This window comes from Trichococcus shcherbakoviae, from assembly GCF_963666195.1.
GTDB classification, from domain to species: Bacteria; Bacillota; Bacilli; order Lactobacillales; family Aerococcaceae; genus Trichococcus; species Trichococcus shcherbakoviae.
Genome location: NZ_OY762653.1, coordinates 553,050 through 568,811, shown reverse-complemented (window position 1 = coordinate 568,811; position 15,762 = coordinate 553,050). Strand labels below are relative to the sequence as shown.

Below are 15,762 nucleotides of genomic sequence, written 5' to 3'. Positions count from 1 at the left end.
GATGAGAAGGAGGGGAAAGGAAGAGGCATTCTTCCTGATACTATGAAAAATCAAATGGTGGCAATGATATTAGCCGGAGGGCAAGGCACCCGGCTTGGGAAATTGACGCGCGAAACAGCCAAACCGGCCGTTCCGTTCGGCGGAAAATATCGAATAATCGATTTTGCTTTAAGTAACTGCGCTAACTCAGGCATCAATAAAGTCGGGGTAGTGACACAGTATCAACCTTTGGAATTGAATGAACACATCGGAAATGGTGAGTCGTGGGGATTGACCGGCAGAGACGGTGGAGTGACTATCCTTCAGCCATATTCGAGTGCGGACGGCGAAAAGTGGTTCAAGGGGACTGCCCATGCCATTTACCAGAATATCGCGTATATAGACAGATACAATCCAGAATACGTGCTGGTATTGTCTGGTGACCATATCTACAAGATGGACTACTCCCATATGTTGGAGTTCCATATTGCGCACAATGCCAGTTTGACAGTGGGTGTTATCCCTGTTCCGATGGAAGAAGCACCGCGTTTTGGGATCATGAACACAGATCAGACAAACCGCATCATCGAATTCGAAGAGAAACCGAAAGAACCGAAAAGCAATCTTGCATCCATGGGGATCTATATCTTCAATTGGCAGGTGCTCCGTAAATATTTGGTGGAAGATCAGGCGAAACAACGCGAAATGGAAGATTTCGGCAAAAACGTTATCCCGACCTATCTTGAAAACGGAGAAAACTGTTTCGCTTACGCGTTTGATGGTTATTGGAAAGATGTCGGTACAATCGAAAGCCTTTGGGAAGCGAATATGGAATTCCTGGATCCAAATCACACACTGAATATCCGTGATGAAGACTGGCGCATCTATTCGAAAAATCCGGTGTCCCCTCCGCAGTTCTTGACAGAGTCATCCAACGTAACAGACTCCATGATCGTTGATGGCTGCTACGTTGCAGGTGAAATCACGCATTCGATCCTATCCCAGAACGTTCGCGTCGGCAATGGATCAATCGTACGCGATAGCTTGATCATGGCAAATGTTACGATCGGTGAAAATGTCACAATCGAGCATGCCATCATTGGGGAAAATGCAAAAATCGCCGACAATGCAAATGTCATCGGCAAGAACGGTGAAATCGAAGTTGTTGGATATGCTGAAGTTATAGGAGGACTGAAAGATGAAGATGAATAGTATTTGTGCCATTTTAAATTTAACCGAGGACGAGACTGCGTTGAAACCTTTGACGCATGCCCGCCCGATTGCCTCTTTACCGTTCGCTAGCCGTTATCGCCTGATCGATTTTAATCTTTCGAGCATCAGCCATGCTGAAATCAAATCAGTGGGCATGTTCATCGCAGGAAGCGGACGCTCGATCTATGACCATATCCGCAGCGGCTCCATCTGGGACCTTGAGTCCGGCTTGGCCGGCGGGATTTTCACCTATTCTCAACAAATGCTGAAAGCAGTCCAAGAAAAAAATGGCGATGCTCCGGATTTTTATCAGAACCATAAGGAATTCATCGAGCGATCCAAAGCCGAATACGTTGTCGTCATGGGCAGCAAAATCCTGGCGAATGTCGATATCAAAGCAGTCATGCAGCACCATTTGACAAAGGAAGGCGATATCACCGTACTCTACAAGACTGTACCTAAAGCTTTCTTTGAGATGAGACCGCAGGAAAAATTTCTTCAGATTGATCGCGATGAATACTTGCTTCATCTTATAGATGCAGAAGATGCTCCTGCCGACCTTGAACGTCTCGCACTGGACATGAATATGTATTTCATGAGAGTCGATAAGATGCTGGAACTGATTCAACGTGCCGAATTGGAAGACGTGCAACTCGATGCGGACAAGCTGATTGAACATTATTTGCCGGAATACCAAATCAGCACCTACGAATATACAGGGTATTTGGCCGACATCGACTCCATCCCAGCTTATTTCAACGCAAATATGGAAATGTTGGAAAAGAATAAATTTTCCTCATTGTTCCATGGTAGCCAAAACGTCATCACGAAGGTGAAAAATGGGGCACCAACCTATTATGCTAAAGGGGCACATGTGAAAAATGCCCAATTCGCGACAGGTTGCGTCATTGAGGGGACAGTCGAGGATTCTTTGATCTTCCGTAAAGTCAACATCGCTAAGGATGCCGAAGTGCGTAATTGTATGATTATGCAAGGCTCTAAAATCGGCGAGGGCGCAATCCTTGAATATTGCATTCTGGACAAAAATGTGACAGTCGGACCCGGCGTGACTTTGAAAGGCACAAAAGATAATCTTGTCGTGATCGAAAAAAATAAAACAATTACTGTTTAGAAAGAAGGATGCGCACGATGAAAATTTTATTTGCCGCAAGTGAGGCTGCTCCTTTTTTTAAAACAGGTGGTCTCGGCGATGTTGCGTACGCATTGCCGAAAGAGTTAGTAAAACAAGGAGTGGATATCAGGGTAGTGCTTCCGTACTACTCGACCATGCCTGCAAAATACAAAGCAGAGATCAAGGAATTGATTCATTTCCGTGTGCAAGTCGGTTGGAAAAGCATGTATTGCGGTGTCAAAACTTTGGAATTGGAAGGGGTAACTTATTATTTCATCGATAATCAGGCCTATTTCGATCGTCCGTCCTTGTATGGCCAAATGGATGACGCCGAAAGATTCGGTTTCTTCTCCTTGGCGATCTGCGAAATGATGGAAAAAATTGACTTCATCCCGGATGTCGTCCATGTGAATGATTGGCATACGGCTATGGTTCCGGTATTGCTTGTGGATAAATACCACTGGATCGAAGCATACCAAGGCATCCGTAAAGTCATCACGATCCACAATATCCGTTTCCAAGGTGTCTATGATCCTTCCATCCTGACGAGTATCTTCGGGACAGGCATGAACATCTACCATGAAGCTGGCGTGAAGTATTATGAGAACGTCAACTTCATGAAAGGCGGTATCAATTTCTCTGATGTCGTCACGACGGTCAGCCCATCTTATGCGAATGAAATCCAGACGCAGGAATTCGGTGAAGGGCTGGAAGGAACGCTGCAGTACAACAGCTGGAAAATCAAAGGCATCATCAACGGAATCGATTACGATGTCAATGATCCGGAAACCGATCCGAAATTGGAATTCCATTTTTCAGCCGACAATTTGACCGGTAAAGCGGCAAATAAAGCGGCTCTGCAGGAGCGTTTGGGATTGGAAGTGAATCCTGACATCCCGTTGATCACGAGCGTCGGGCGCTTGACGGATCAGAAAGGTTACCAACTTGTGCAGGAAAAAACCGAGGAATTATTGAATGCCCGCGATGTGCAGATTGCCATCCTGGGTACCGGCGAAGCGCAATACGAGAACTCATTCCGTTATTTTGCCGCCAAATATCCTGATCGCTTTGCAGCGGTCATCGATTTTGACATCTCGTTGGCACAGCAGATGTACGCTGGCGCGGATCTGTTCCTGATGCCTTCCGCATTCGAACCATGCGGATTGTCGCAAATGATTTCTTTGCGCTACGGCACTTTGCCGATCGTGCACGAGACGGGCGGCTTGAAAGATACGGTGGTCCCTTATAATTCCTACACAGGTGAAGGCACCGGGTTCACATTCATTGATTTCAGTGGGTATGCCCTGCTCGGAACCATCTATCGTGCGCTGGATGTATATGAAAACCAACCGAAAGCCTGGGCAGAAATGGTGCGCGAAGCGATGAGCAGCGATTTCAGCTGGAAAGAACCGGCCAAGGATTATCTGGACGTCTATCAGTCATTAGTCAACGAATAAGAGGAGTTGAAAGTATATATGGCATTTGACATTCAAGAGTTCAAAAAAGAATACCAAAAGAAATTTGAGGAATTGTTCGCTTACGGTTATGAGGCGGGTTCAAAAACGGAACAGTACATTGCTTTGGGGGACTTGGTCCGCGGACTCTACTCCGAGGATTGGATTAAAACAGTCACGGAGTACAACAACAAAAAGGAAAAGCAAATCTATTACTTTTCGATGGAGTTCCTGCCCGGAAGGATGCTGAAAAGCAATCTCCTGAATATGGGGATACTGGACTGCGTCAGACAAGGCATGGAGGATATGGGCTTGGATTTGGATGAAGTGGCGCGTGCTGAAGTCGATCCGGCTTTAGGAAACGGCGGACTCGGCAGATTAGCTTCCTGCTTCATGGATTCGATCGCGTCGACCGGCCTTGCCGGAAACGGCAACGGAATCCGCTACCGTTATGGTCTTTTCAAACAAAAATTCATCAACGGCTATCAGATTGAATTGCCTGAGAATTGGCTCCGCAACAAGAACGTATGGGAAGTCAGAAAAGAGAATAAAGCCGTCATCGTACGTTTCGGCGGAGAGGTCAGCTTTACGCAGGATGGGGACGGCAAATTGCGTGTGCGTCACGAAAATACCCGTGATATCTTAGCGGTTCCTTACGATACAGCGCAAGTCGGCTACAATAACGGCGTCGTCAATAATCTGCGACTTTGGTCTGCAGAAATACCGTATGGTGATGAAGCACGTTTTTCGACGGAAGAGCAACGTGAAGAAGTCAAACGTATCACCGAAGTATTGTATCCGGATGATTCCAACTATGAAGGGCGTCTATTGCGCGTTCAGCAGGAATACTTTTTCTCCTCTGCCGGCATCCAAAGCATCGTCCGCTATTTCAAGCAATTAAATCTGGACTGGAGCCTTTTCCCGGATAAAATCGCCATCCACATCAACGATACGCACCCAACTTTGGCAATACCTGAATTGATGCGGATCCTGTTGGATGAAGAAGGGTTGACTTGGGACCAGGCGTGGGAAATCACGAAGAAAACAGTCAGCTATACCAACCATACGATTCTTCAGGAAGCAATGGAGCGTTGGCCGGAAACGATGATTTCAGATTTATTGCCGCGTATCTACCAGATTATTCAGGAAATCAACCGCCGCCATATCGACAAGAAAACGCCTTTATACGGAGACGAATTATCGCAGCGCACTGCCATCATCGCAAATGGACAAATCAAAATGGCCAACCTTGCCATCATCGGCAGCCATAGCGTCAATGGCGTCGCTAGATTACATACTGACATCCTGATGGCTGATACGCTGCATGACTTCTATGTGATGTATCCGCAAAAATTCAACAACAAAACCAATGGAATCACGCAAAGGCGCTGGGTCCAGATTGCGAATGAAAATCTGACTGCGATGCTTGACGACACAATCGGGACGGAGTGGAAGAGCGATCCGGAAGACATCAAAATTCTGAAGGCGCACCGCGACAATAAAAATGTCTTGGATAAGCTAGAACAAGTCAAGTTGGCAAACAAAGTACGTTTTGCAGCTTATGTACAGCAAGAGATGGGCATCGAAATCGATCCGACTGCATTGTTCGACGTGCAGATCAAACGATTGCATGCTTATAAACGCCAATTGTTGAACGTTCTGCACATCTTGGACAGATATCTGCAACTGAAGGATAATCCCAATGCTAACCTACAGAAGCGCGTCTTCATTTTCGGTGCGAAGGCTGCGCCTAGCTATTATTACGCAAAACAAATCATCAAATTGATCAATTCGATTGCTTATCTGATCAACAATGACCCTTCCATCAATGACAAAATCAAGATTGTTTTCGTTGAGAACTATGGGGTCTCGTTGGCAGAGCTGATTATCCCGGCAGCCGATATCAGCGAACAGATCTCTCTTGCCGGCAAGGAAGCCTCCGGCACCAGCAACATGAAGCTGATGTCGAATGGTGCCATCACGATGGCAACATTGGACGGTGCCAATGTTGAAATTAGGGATCATGTCGGTGAAGACAATATCTTCATCTTTGGCCTGAAGAGTGATGAAGTGCAAGAATACTATCGCAATGGCGTGTACAATTCAAGAGATATCTACGACAAGAATCCGCGTTTGAAACGTATCCTGAATCTGCTTATTGATGGCACGATTCCAGGTGTCGAGACGGAAGGCCGGGATATCTTCGATTCGTTGGTCATGTACAACGACGAGTATTTCTTGCTGAAGGACTTTGACGGATACCTGCAAGCGCAATATGAGGCAGATGTGGCCTTTTCTGACAGAGATAGATGGAACCGCATGGCACTGATGAATATCGCAAGCTCAGGGCCGTTTTCATCGGATTACACGATTCTGCGTTACGCGGATGAAATCTGGAAGATCAAACCACATTCCTAATCGAATGTTAATTGCAAACAAGGGCTGCCCCGGAAATGGGCAGCCCTTGTTTGCGGTTTAGCGATGTAGTTCCCCGCCAAAGTGGCTTTTGGAGGGGAATCTCTGAGCATAAATTCAATTCCAAAAAAAAAGCCCTGTTTAAGGGCGTCGGTGTTGCATTAACGATTCGCTATTTATCGGTTTCGCGTTTGAAGTAGAATTCTTGTTCTTCCGCTTCATCGTAGATGGTCAGCGTAGGGGATGTATCCTTTTTCAGAATCAGATAATAGCCGAAGTGGTCGCGGAAGACCAGTTCGTTGGGTTTGGCTTCTTCAAGGGTTGCTTTTAATTTTTTGTTGTTCAGGAGAATCTCCAGATTATCAGTAATTTCAACCTTCAAGGACTGTGCGTCGTTTTTCCATGTGCCGATGTAAGGGGTATACGATGTTGATAGGCTCTTACCGGCATTGCGATTTGACTTGAACAAAGCAGAGCTGATGCTTGCGATTACGGATAATCCGACTACGATCCTCCAAGGATTATTTTTTTTCACTGATTTGAAACCTCCCACACTAAGTTAACTCATAGTATATTCCTTTTTTTGCAAATGGCCATAGCATTAACAATACAAATATGTTACAAATGATGTAAAGTTTGAAAAGGTAATTGCCATAGCTGTGATATGATGATATTCTAAAGCATAAATGAAAAAACAATTACAAAATTAAAAAGGCATTAAAGAAATTAAGCGAGGAAGTGTTCGGGTTGAAGGTTATTAAATTTGGCGGGAGTTCCCTTGCGAATGGAACTCAATTGAAAAAAGTATTGCAGATTGTGAAAGATGACGCAGACAGAAGAATTGTGGTCGTTTCAGCACCCGGAAAGCGTACTGACTCAGACGAGAAGGTTACGGATTTGCTGATCAAGTTGGCCGATGAGGTACAAAATAAAGAAGATCACCAAAAAACCCTGAAGACGATCCTGAAAAGATATCAAGATATCGTCGATGAATTGGAGATCGATCCTAGTGTTATGGACATCATTTCCAAAAATTATGAGAAATTGATTCAGACAAAATTCTACAATGAATTGTATGCACTGGATGCTTACAAAGCAAGCGGTGAAGACAACAGTGCCATCCTTGTAGCTGCTTTTTTCAATAAAGAGGGCATCCCTGCCAAATACGTCAACCCGAAAGATGCCGGCCTTTTGGTCAGCGACAACCCTGGGAACGCGCGCGTATTGCCGGAATCTTTCAAGAATCTCTATGCATTGCGGGATTCGAAAGAAATCATCGTTTTCCCGGGGTTCTTCGGTTATACGAAGGATGGTCAATTACTTACCTTCTCAAGAGGTGGATCGGACATCTCCGGCGCAATCGTCGCCAATGGTGTCAAAGCCAGCCTGTATGAAAACTTTACGGACGTGGATGCCATTTATGTGGCAAACCCTAAAATGGTTAAACACCCTAAAAAAATCAAGCAATTGACCTATCGTGAAATGCGTGAATTATCCTACAGCGGATTTTCAGTCTTCCATGATGAAGCTTTGCAGCCGGCTTTCAGCGCGGGAATCCCGGTAGTCGTCAAAAACACAAACAACCCGGCTGCACCCGGTACCAGCATCACGAGAACGAAGCCTGAAAACAAGCAGATCGTTTCAGGCATCGCGAGCTCGACCGGCTTCATGAGCATCTACATCGGCAAATACCTGATGAACCGAGAAGTTGGCTTCGGCCGCAGAGTGCTGCAGATTTTCGAAGATTTCAACCTGAACTTCGAACACATGCCATCCGGTATCGACGATTTGTCGATCATCCTGCGCGCCAACCAGATGACGATGCAGCAGGAGCAAGAGTTGTTGTATCGCTTGAAGAACGAATTGGAAGCGGACGATGTAAATGTCAAGGGCGGCATCTGCTTATTGATGATTGTCGGCGAAGGCATGGTCAATTCCGTCGGGACAGTAGCGAAAGCCTGTACAGCACTGGCTGAAGCGGACATCAACCTGGAAATGATCAACCAAGGTTCATCAGAAGTCAGCATCATGTTCGGAATCGACGAAAAGGACGAAGCCAGAGCAGTCAAAGTGCTTTACGATGCCTTCTTCCCGGCCAAAAAAGATTAGATTAAACCAAAAACGGGGCTGTCTCATAATGAGATAGCCTCGTTTTTCTGGTTTGATGGCAGGGATACCGGGTTGCTCAACTCCGGTGAACGAATGCTGGTCGGAGCTGGGGTCGGAATCGGTGGCTGTTCTCCTGCGAAGCCACGGTGGTCGGAGGTGATGCTTTTTTTGTTGTTTAGCTCCGGCGGAAGGTCTTCTGCCCGGAGCTAATCGTCAGCATAAATTCATTTTTCCATAGAAAAGGGCTGTATCAAACCAGAAAATTCTCTTCTGGTTTGATACAGCCCTGTTTTTATGTTTTCAGCTATCACTAGCATGAGTAAAAATTATTTTTCGTGCGCGAGTCCGCTGCTAGAAGTCTTTGCGGTAGGTTTGGCAGTGCCCTGAAAGTGGTGGGTAGGTATTTTCGCCAACAGCCTCAAGCTGTTCATGATGACCAGTATCGTGCTGCCTTCGTGTCCGACCACCCCGAGCGGAAGGTTGATGAGTTGGAACAGGTTTGATAGGATCAGAATGAGAATGACGGTGATCGAAAAGATGATGTTCTGCATGGTGATTTTTTTCAGCTTCTTCGACAAGCCATAACAATATTCCAACTTATCGAGTTCACTCTTCATCAGTACCACATCCGCTGTTTCCATGGCGATGTCCGTGCCTTCGCCCATAGCGATGCCGATGTCGGCGTTTGCCAGTGCTGGTGCGTCATTCACGCCGTCTCCGACCATGCCGACCAATTTGTATTTCGCCTGCAGATCTTTCAGGATGGTGGTTTTATCTTCGGGAAGACAATTCGCACGGATTTCATCCACACCCAATTGCTTGCCGATCGTCTGCCCGGTTGCTTCATTATCACCTGTAATCATGATCGTATGGACACCATTGGCTTTGAAAAAGGCGATCATGTCTTTTGCCTCTGACTTAGGCGTATCCAATAAAGCGTAATAGGCTACGACCTTATCATCCTGCGAAACGTAAATGACGGTCTTTCCTTCATTCTGGAGCGCGAAAGCCTCCTTTACGAATGGAGGCTCATTCAGTTCATCGGTTACGACGAAGGTCTTTTTGCCGATTTTCCAATAGCTTCCGAATGCTTCGCCAGCCAAACCGAATCCGGTAAGATCTTGGATTGAATCCATCTGGGACTTCTCATATTCCTTCGTATCGAGATGTTGGACCAACGCGGAAGCGATCGGATGGGTTGATGAGTGCTCCAAAGCATAGACGACGGACATGATATGTTTTTCATCTGTGCCTGTCAGATAGCTTGCTTCCGTCACTACAGGTTTGCCTTCCGTCAGCGTGCCTGTTTTGTCGAATGCGATGCAATCCATGGCCGAGAAGTTCTCGATCGCGATGCCACCTTTGAAGAGGATACCGCGTTTGGCTGCATTGGAAATGGCGGAAAGGACAGCAGGAGTGGCCGATGCCACCAATGCGCAAGGGGAGGCGACCGTCAACAGCACCATGCCTCGGTAGAATGATTCATTCCAACCCCAATCCAGGAGGAAATAAAAAACGGCAATCATGACCGGCACAAAAATGAGGACGATTTTTACATAGGTGTTTTCAATGCGGTTGATGAAGCTTGCCGTCTTCGAAGGGGTCTTTTGCGCTTCTTCGACCATACGGATGATTTTGGCGAATAGGGTATCCTTGGATTCTTTCGAGACGGTCATCGTCAGCGCTTCGCTCAAGTTGATTGTGCTGCCGAAGATATCATCGCCGACAGTCTTTTCGACAGGGACGGATTCGCCGGAAATGGCGGCTTCATCGATCAGGCCTTGGCCCGATGCGATCGTGCCGTCGATGGGGATGCTGGCGCCTTTAGGGACCAGTAAGGTATCGCCGACTTTCAGATCCTTGACCGCAACGTCCTCGATTGAACCGTCCGGGTTGATGCGTTTTGCTATTTCAGGGACAATATTCATCAACGCGGTTATCGCTTGGGTACTTTTCTCTGTCGCGTATTCCTCAAGCGAACCGGAGAGCGAGAAGATGAAGATGAGCAGCGCGCCTTCCATCCAGTAACCGATAAGCGAGGCACCGACTGCGGCAAGCACCATCAATATATCGACGTTCAAGTGTTTATTTTCAAATGTATCGATGAATCCTTCTTTTGCTTGCTTATAGCCGCCTATGATGAACGATAGCACGAAAATGATGGCTGCAGCAGTATCAAAGCTTTGCCATTGCAGCACAATGCCAAGAATGATGAGGATGCCGCTGATCATGGTTGCGATCATCGCTTTATTCTTGAATAAGTCTTTCATGATTTGACACTCCTTCCTTATATGCCTTCATGATAGCACTAAAAAAATCTAGATTATAATCATTATAATCAAACGGAAATGAATCTCATTCTCAATATCCATATTTCAGACATAATTTGAAAGGGTCGAAAATTGCACACAGCAATAAAACTAGAAGGGTAACTAAAAATGACAGTTTATAATAATTATCAATAAGAGTTCAAAAAGTTCTGGATGACAAAATAAAAAGCCATCCCCCAAGAGGATGGCGAAACTGATTTTTCAGATAAACAGGAAATAGACCAGGACGATTGCTCCAAGTACAATCCGGTACCAACCGAACGCTTTGAAGTCGTTGCGTTTCAGGTAACCGATCAGGAACTTGATGGCGACTATCGAAACGAGGAAAGCAGTAAGCATGCCCGAAAAGAGAACAGCGAATTCAAGTCCGGTAAAATCAAAACCGAATTTGATGATCTTCAAAAAGCTGATCCCGAACATAATCGGAATGCTCATGAAGAAGGAAAATTCCGTCGCGATGAAGCGGGAAGTGCCCAACACGATGCTCCCCAGAATGGAAGAACCGGAGCGCGATGTGCCTGGAATAATCGAGAGTGCTTGGAACAAGCCGATCTGGAAAGCTTTCATATAGGTTAATTGGCTGAAATCGGTGATGCTTGGTTCGCGATCCTTATGCTTGTTTTCGATCACGATGAACAGGATCCCGTAGATGATCAGCGCCAATGCCACAACTGTCGCGTTCAGAAGGTTTTCGTCCGCCCAATCGTTCAAAGGCAAGCCGATGACTCCAGCCGGAATGCAGCCGATGACCACTTTTTTCCAGATATCCCAAGTCTGTGTCTTCTCTTCCTTCGTTTTGCTAGGGGAGAAGGGATTCAGTTTGTGAAAATAGATGACGACTACCGCGAGGATGGCACCAAGCTGAATCACGTAGAAGAACATCTCTTTGAATGCCTGCGAAAGATTCAATTGGATGAACTCTTCAACCAAAATCATGTGTCCTGTGCTGCTGATGGGCAGCCATTCGGTGATACCCTCAACGATGCCGAGGATGATTGCTTTCAGTATTTCCATAAATTCCATATAATATCCTTTCTGTTGTGCATTTTTTTGATACTCCACCATCTAGTATAGCGAAATGAAAAAGATTAGCCAATCCTTTTCAAGGATTCTTAAGGAATGGAGGAGCATTTTTGAATGTAAGCGGTGCTAAAAAAATTTCACAATGCTTACCTGTTTATGTTAAAATGAAGTATACCAATTTTCACAAAAGCTCATTTAAATAAGGAAGAGGCGATAGCATGTTTGGCTTTTTTAAGAAGGATGATAAAAAGGGGAAACTGCCAGTTGAGAAGGAAATCTTATATTCACCTGCCAATGGTGTAGTGGTACCTGTTTCAGATGTTGCAGATCCAGTATTTTCTCAAAAAATGATGGGTGACGGTTTCGCGGTCATTCCTACAGACGGAAACATCTATTCACCAGCAAAAGGTAAAGTATTGAGCGTATTTCCGACAAAGCATGCAGTAGGCATTTTGTTGGACAGCGGATTGGAACTTTTGTTGCACATGGGGTTGGATACGGTTGAGTTAAACGGGAAACCATTCGAAATCTTCGTGAAGGAAGGCCAAGCTGTGACTGCGGACACACTGATCGCCAAAGTGGATTTAGCGCAGCTGCAGGAAGCCGGCAAAGATTCCGCGATGGTCGTCGTCATCACGAATATGGACAAAGTTAAAAATTTCAGCCTGGATGTGACCGGCGAGTCTGCCGTTAAAGCAGAAATAGGAAGCGTCCAGCCGAAGGAATAATTTCATATATCCCAAAAAGCTTCATCCGGAGATTTGCCGGATGAAGCTTTTTCGTTAGGCGGAAAAGCTGCCTGAGAGTCGCCATTTGCAAACTGAAAATCCGTTAAGGACGTTCCAGCGAAAAAATCTCCCCGAGCTTTGTATAATCGTTGCCGGCCAGCCTAGCGACCGGCTCCAATTTGTTGGCCAAAACATACTGTTTTTCCTGATTGAACACCGATTCATCGAAAAAGAAATCTACGACGCGCAGGATGAACAGATCCGTAAGCACGTTGCCTTCCGCATCCGTCAGAGGAACATATTGATGGACAGTTGTCTCCATCCGTATTTTAGCCTCTTTGATCGCGGGTACAGTGACAGTGTTGCTGGCAGTCAATGTCAAATCCGTCAGATTGATTTCGCTCTCGGTGTCAGGCAATTGAGCAGCCGTCCTATTCATCTCATCAACCAGTTCTTCGCTGACGATATGGACGACGCCTTGTCCGGAAGCCAGCAGGTTTTTGGCAGAATCCTTGATTTTTCCGTCATTCCTTAGAATGGCCACGCTAATCAGCGGCAGCACGTTCGAAGCGACACTGAAGAAGCTGAATGGCGCCGCATTGACGACCTGAGTTTCCGGATTCTGGGTGGTGATCCAGGCAATCGGGCGGGGGATGATGCTCCCTGTCAAAAATTTGTACATCTGTTTCGTGTTGAGATCTTCGGTATTATAATGTTGCATGGGCTCACTCCTTTCTGTTCAGGATGGTGTCTTCGATCGCTTTTCGTTTTGTTTCCAGGAAATCAGGGAGGGCAAAAGATTCCCCGAGTTTTTCCAGCGGTTCGTCGAGCGTGAAGCCTGGGTGCTCAGTCGCTATTTCGATGCGCAATCCGCTCGGTTCGCGCAGATAAAGGCTTTGGAAATAACCGCGGTCGATGATTTTTTCAACGGTGATCTGACTGTCTTTTGCCTTATCCAGAATCAAATCTAGGACTTTGCGTTCAGGTACGCTGTAGGCGATGTGGTCGATGGCTCCTTTGCCGAGACGGGTAGGCTTCAGGCTAGTGGACTGGATCAAACGACTTTCCTCATCCGGGAAAGGGGTCGGATGGGCTATATGATTTGTCACCTTCATGCCCAGCACATCGCGGAAAAAGGCTTCCGTTTTTTCCAGGTCGGACACAGTGTAGTGGATGCCTTGGATTCCGATGATTTGGTATTCGGCGGGCACGTCGCTATGGCGCGTAGCCTGATCAGGCGCAATCATTTCGGGCATTTCGACTAAGCTGATTTTCATGTCATCCGGATCCAGAAAAGTGCAGCTAGCTTCATCGTTTCCAATCAAACGAACGGCTCCCGCGGTAAGGCGGTTTCTCCAGAACGACAGACTGCCTTGAGGTATCTTCAGCAGCACTTCATGGATGTAGCTGTCTTCTTCGTGACGTTGGCCGACTCTCGGCAACTCGAAAAAGGTCAATATCGTACCAGGGGTCCCCTTGTAGTCCCCATAAAAAAGGTGGGGATCTGTCAAATTATCTTGATTGACCGTCTGTTTGACGAGACGCAACCCTAGGGTATCGGTGTAAAAAATCTTGTTCTTCTCCGCATCTTTGGTGATGGCGGTGAGATGGTGAAAACCGGAAATCATGTAAGCTCCAACCTCCATTCAAATAATCCATAAGTCGAGTATACAGGAGAGTACCTAAACTAGGTAACTATTCTGCTCAGTGGGGAGGAAGGGCTGGACCCGTGGGTGGAAATAAATGAAACCGACTGAATGATATCAAAAAACCTCCGCGTTCATCAGAACGGGAGGCATATTGTTATTATTTTAGTAGAAGACGCAAACGCACTCTGGCGCGTAGACGTCTTTTTGCAGCAACGTCAATTTGCCGGTTTCTGCATCGCGTTCGAACAAAGTCAGGTTATCGGAATCCTGATGGGCCACGATCACGAATTGACCGCTCGGATCCAAGTTGAAGTCACGCGGGATGTTTCCTTCGGTAGGGACATATTCCACTAATGACAATGTTTCGCCGTCTTCGGATACAGCATAGACAACCAATGAATCATGTCCACGGTTGGAAGCGTACAAGAATTTGCCGTCTGCGGAAATGCGGATGGCCGCGCCGCCGTTGAACCCTGTATGCTCTTCAGGGATAGTCGTGATGACTTGCAATAATGAGAAAGTACCCGCTGCTGCATCATAAGCCAACACTTCGACATCGCTGCTCAATTCACCGAACATGTAAGCCACTTTACCGTTCGGATGGAAAACCAAATGACGCGGGCCAGTGCCAGGAGTCGCTTTATAGCGGGCAACTTCCGCCAGTTTGCCTTCAGCGGAAACTGTGTAGGTGTATACCTCATCGGTTCCCAAATCACATGAAAGCAAGAATTTTTTGTCAGGGGAAAGTGCGCTGTAGTGCACATGCGGGATGGTTTGGTTTTCATGGATGCTTGAACCTTCATGTTGCGCACGGTCGGTCATCGTGAATGAGCCGTCAGCGTTCTCTTTGTACACAGTCAAATAACCGCCGTGATAATTGGCAGTGAAGATCAATTTTTTTTCTTCATCGAAGTAGATATAGCAAGGCGCAGATCCTTCAGCAGAAATTTCGGACACCTTGTCATAGGTTCCGTTTTCATTTTTCTTGAAAGAAGTGACACCGCCGCCTTCGTCCGTTTTGGAAATTGCGTACAGCGTTTCTTTGTCCGCAGATAAGTCCAGGTAAGTAGGGCTGTCGACTTCCGCAATCAAGCGATAATCACGCAATTCTTTTTTATCGGTGTCCAAAATGATTTGATGAACCCCTTTGCTTTCTCTTTTCGTGTAAGAGCCAAGATATAAAACTTGTTCCATCCAAAGACCTCCTAAATATTATGATAATTCCATTATAACAAACGCCCTTCACAATTACAGAAAAAAAAGCTTGGAAAGCAAATAAAGTTGGATTCAACGGCATAATCAATGGTTTGCCAAATAAACTGTGATAGAATAGAAGTTGTAAAAAGTGTCTGAAAAGGAGATATGTCAATGCAAAGCAAAGTAATTCAAATTGGAGAAAAAGCGATAGATATAAAGGAACCGATGATCATCCTGTTCGATGACAGCGCAACGCCAACATTGCAGGAGGTTTCCGTCATCCATCGTTTTGTGGAGCCCCAGGAATGGTTCGAACTGGAAGACGGTGACCGGATTTTGTTTGACGATCAGGAATACCGCATATCCTATGTCGGTACGCATGTCCTGAAAAATCTGCAGTCGATCGGCCATACAACTATGATCTTCAAAAACTGGGATGATGAACGCTTGGAAACGAGCATCTATTTGACCCCTTACATTTTGCCGACAATAACGGACGGCACTACAATTACTTATAAGAAGAAAGATTGAAGG

At 46.1% G+C, this 15,762-nt stretch carries 13 protein-coding genes; 7 read left to right on the top strand and 6 right to left on the bottom strand.

The annotated features are described in order from the left end of the window. Positions 1-42 precede the first annotated feature (42 nt). From ACKPBX_RS02685 to ACKPBX_RS02670, 4 genes are read left to right on the top strand one after another with little or no spacing between them, the layout of a single operon-like run. Positions 43-1,191, top strand: a complete 1,149-nt coding sequence (locus ACKPBX_RS02685) for a glucose-1-phosphate adenylyltransferase (RefSeq protein WP_086627385.1) — start codon at positions 43-45, stop codon at positions 1,189-1,191. After that, positions 1,178-2,323, top strand: a complete 1,146-nt coding sequence (gene glgD / locus ACKPBX_RS02680) for a glucose-1-phosphate adenylyltransferase subunit GlgD (RefSeq protein WP_319995920.1) — start codon at positions 1,178-1,180, stop codon at positions 2,321-2,323. The genes ACKPBX_RS02685 and glgD overlap by 14 nt, the downstream gene beginning before the upstream one ends. Before the next feature lie 17 nt (positions 2,324-2,340). Beyond that, positions 2,341-3,780, top strand: a complete 1,440-nt coding sequence (gene glgA / locus ACKPBX_RS02675) for a glycogen synthase GlgA (RefSeq protein ID WP_319995919.1) — start codon at positions 2,341-2,343, stop codon at positions 3,778-3,780. Positions 3,781-3,798: 18 nt separating this feature from the next. Then, positions 3,799-6,195, top strand: a complete 2,397-nt coding sequence (locus tag ACKPBX_RS02670) for a glycogen/starch/alpha-glucan phosphorylase (protein WP_319995918.1) — start codon at positions 3,799-3,801, stop codon at positions 6,193-6,195. 169 nt (positions 6,196-6,364) lie between these two features. Here the strand turns inward: ACKPBX_RS02670 and ACKPBX_RS02665 are convergent, their stop codons facing one another. Then, positions 6,365-6,727, bottom strand: a complete 363-nt coding sequence (locus tag ACKPBX_RS02665) for a DUF4828 domain-containing protein (protein ID WP_319995917.1) — start codon at positions 6,725-6,727, stop codon at positions 6,365-6,367. A 212-nt stretch (positions 6,728-6,939) separates the two neighbouring features. Here ACKPBX_RS02665 and ACKPBX_RS02660 point away from each other — a divergent pair, with 212 nt between their 5' ends. After that, entirely contained in the window at positions 6,940-8,301 is a 1,362-nt protein-coding gene (locus tag ACKPBX_RS02660) for an aspartate kinase (protein WP_319995916.1), read from the top strand. 326 nt (positions 8,302-8,627) lie between these two features. Here ACKPBX_RS02660 and ACKPBX_RS02655 read toward each other — a convergent pair whose 3' ends face one another. Both ACKPBX_RS02655 and ACKPBX_RS02650 read right to left on the bottom strand, forming a co-directional pair. Beyond that, positions 8,628-10,571 carry a heavy metal translocating P-type ATPase gene (locus tag ACKPBX_RS02655; protein WP_319995915.1) on the bottom strand — a complete coding sequence of 648 codons (1,944 nt, stop codon included), beginning with the start codon at positions 10,569-10,571 and terminating at the stop codon, positions 8,628-8,630. A 261-nt stretch (positions 10,572-10,832) separates the two neighbouring features. Continuing rightward, positions 10,833-11,654, bottom strand: coding sequence for an undecaprenyl-diphosphate phosphatase (locus tag ACKPBX_RS02650; RefSeq protein ID WP_319995914.1), 822 nt, complete (start codon positions 11,652-11,654; stop codon positions 10,833-10,835). 218 nt (positions 11,655-11,872) lie between these two features. Here ACKPBX_RS02650 and ACKPBX_RS02645 point away from each other — a divergent pair, with 218 nt between their 5' ends. Next, positions 11,873-12,382: a PTS sugar transporter subunit IIA gene (locus ACKPBX_RS02645; RefSeq protein ID WP_319995913.1), complete on the top strand. Its 510-nt coding sequence runs from the start codon at positions 11,873-11,875 to the stop codon at positions 12,380-12,382. A 103-nt stretch (positions 12,383-12,485) separates the two neighbouring features. On the opposite strand, the gene ACKPBX_RS02640 is transcribed toward ACKPBX_RS02645, so the two are convergent. The 3 genes from ACKPBX_RS02640 to ACKPBX_RS02630 all read right to left on the bottom strand — a co-directional run bounded on the left by ACKPBX_RS02640 (position 12,486) and on the right by ACKPBX_RS02630 (position 15,225). Beyond that, positions 12,486-13,103, bottom strand: a complete 618-nt coding sequence (locus tag ACKPBX_RS02640; protein ID WP_319995912.1) for a flavin reductase family protein — start codon at positions 13,101-13,103, stop codon at positions 12,486-12,488. A 4-nt stretch (positions 13,104-13,107) separates the two neighbouring features. Then, a complete protein-coding gene (locus tag ACKPBX_RS02635) occupies positions 13,108-14,010 on the bottom strand; it encodes a VOC family protein (RefSeq protein ID WP_319995911.1) in 903 nt (300 codons plus the stop codon). A gap of 183 nt (positions 14,011-14,193) precedes the next feature. After that, positions 14,194-15,225 (bottom strand): lactonase family protein, encoded by a 1,032-nt coding sequence (locus tag ACKPBX_RS02630; protein WP_319995910.1) that lies wholly within the window; start codon positions 15,223-15,225, stop codon positions 14,194-14,196. A 174-nt stretch (positions 15,226-15,399) separates the two neighbouring features. Between ACKPBX_RS02630 and ACKPBX_RS02625 the strand changes: the two genes are divergently transcribed. Then, positions 15,400-15,759 carry a PTS glucitol/sorbitol transporter subunit IIA gene (locus tag ACKPBX_RS02625; RefSeq protein WP_160117086.1) on the top strand — a complete coding sequence of 120 codons (360 nt, stop codon included), beginning with the start codon at positions 15,400-15,402 and terminating at the stop codon, positions 15,757-15,759. The last annotated feature ends 3 nt before the right edge of the window (positions 15,760-15,762 follow it).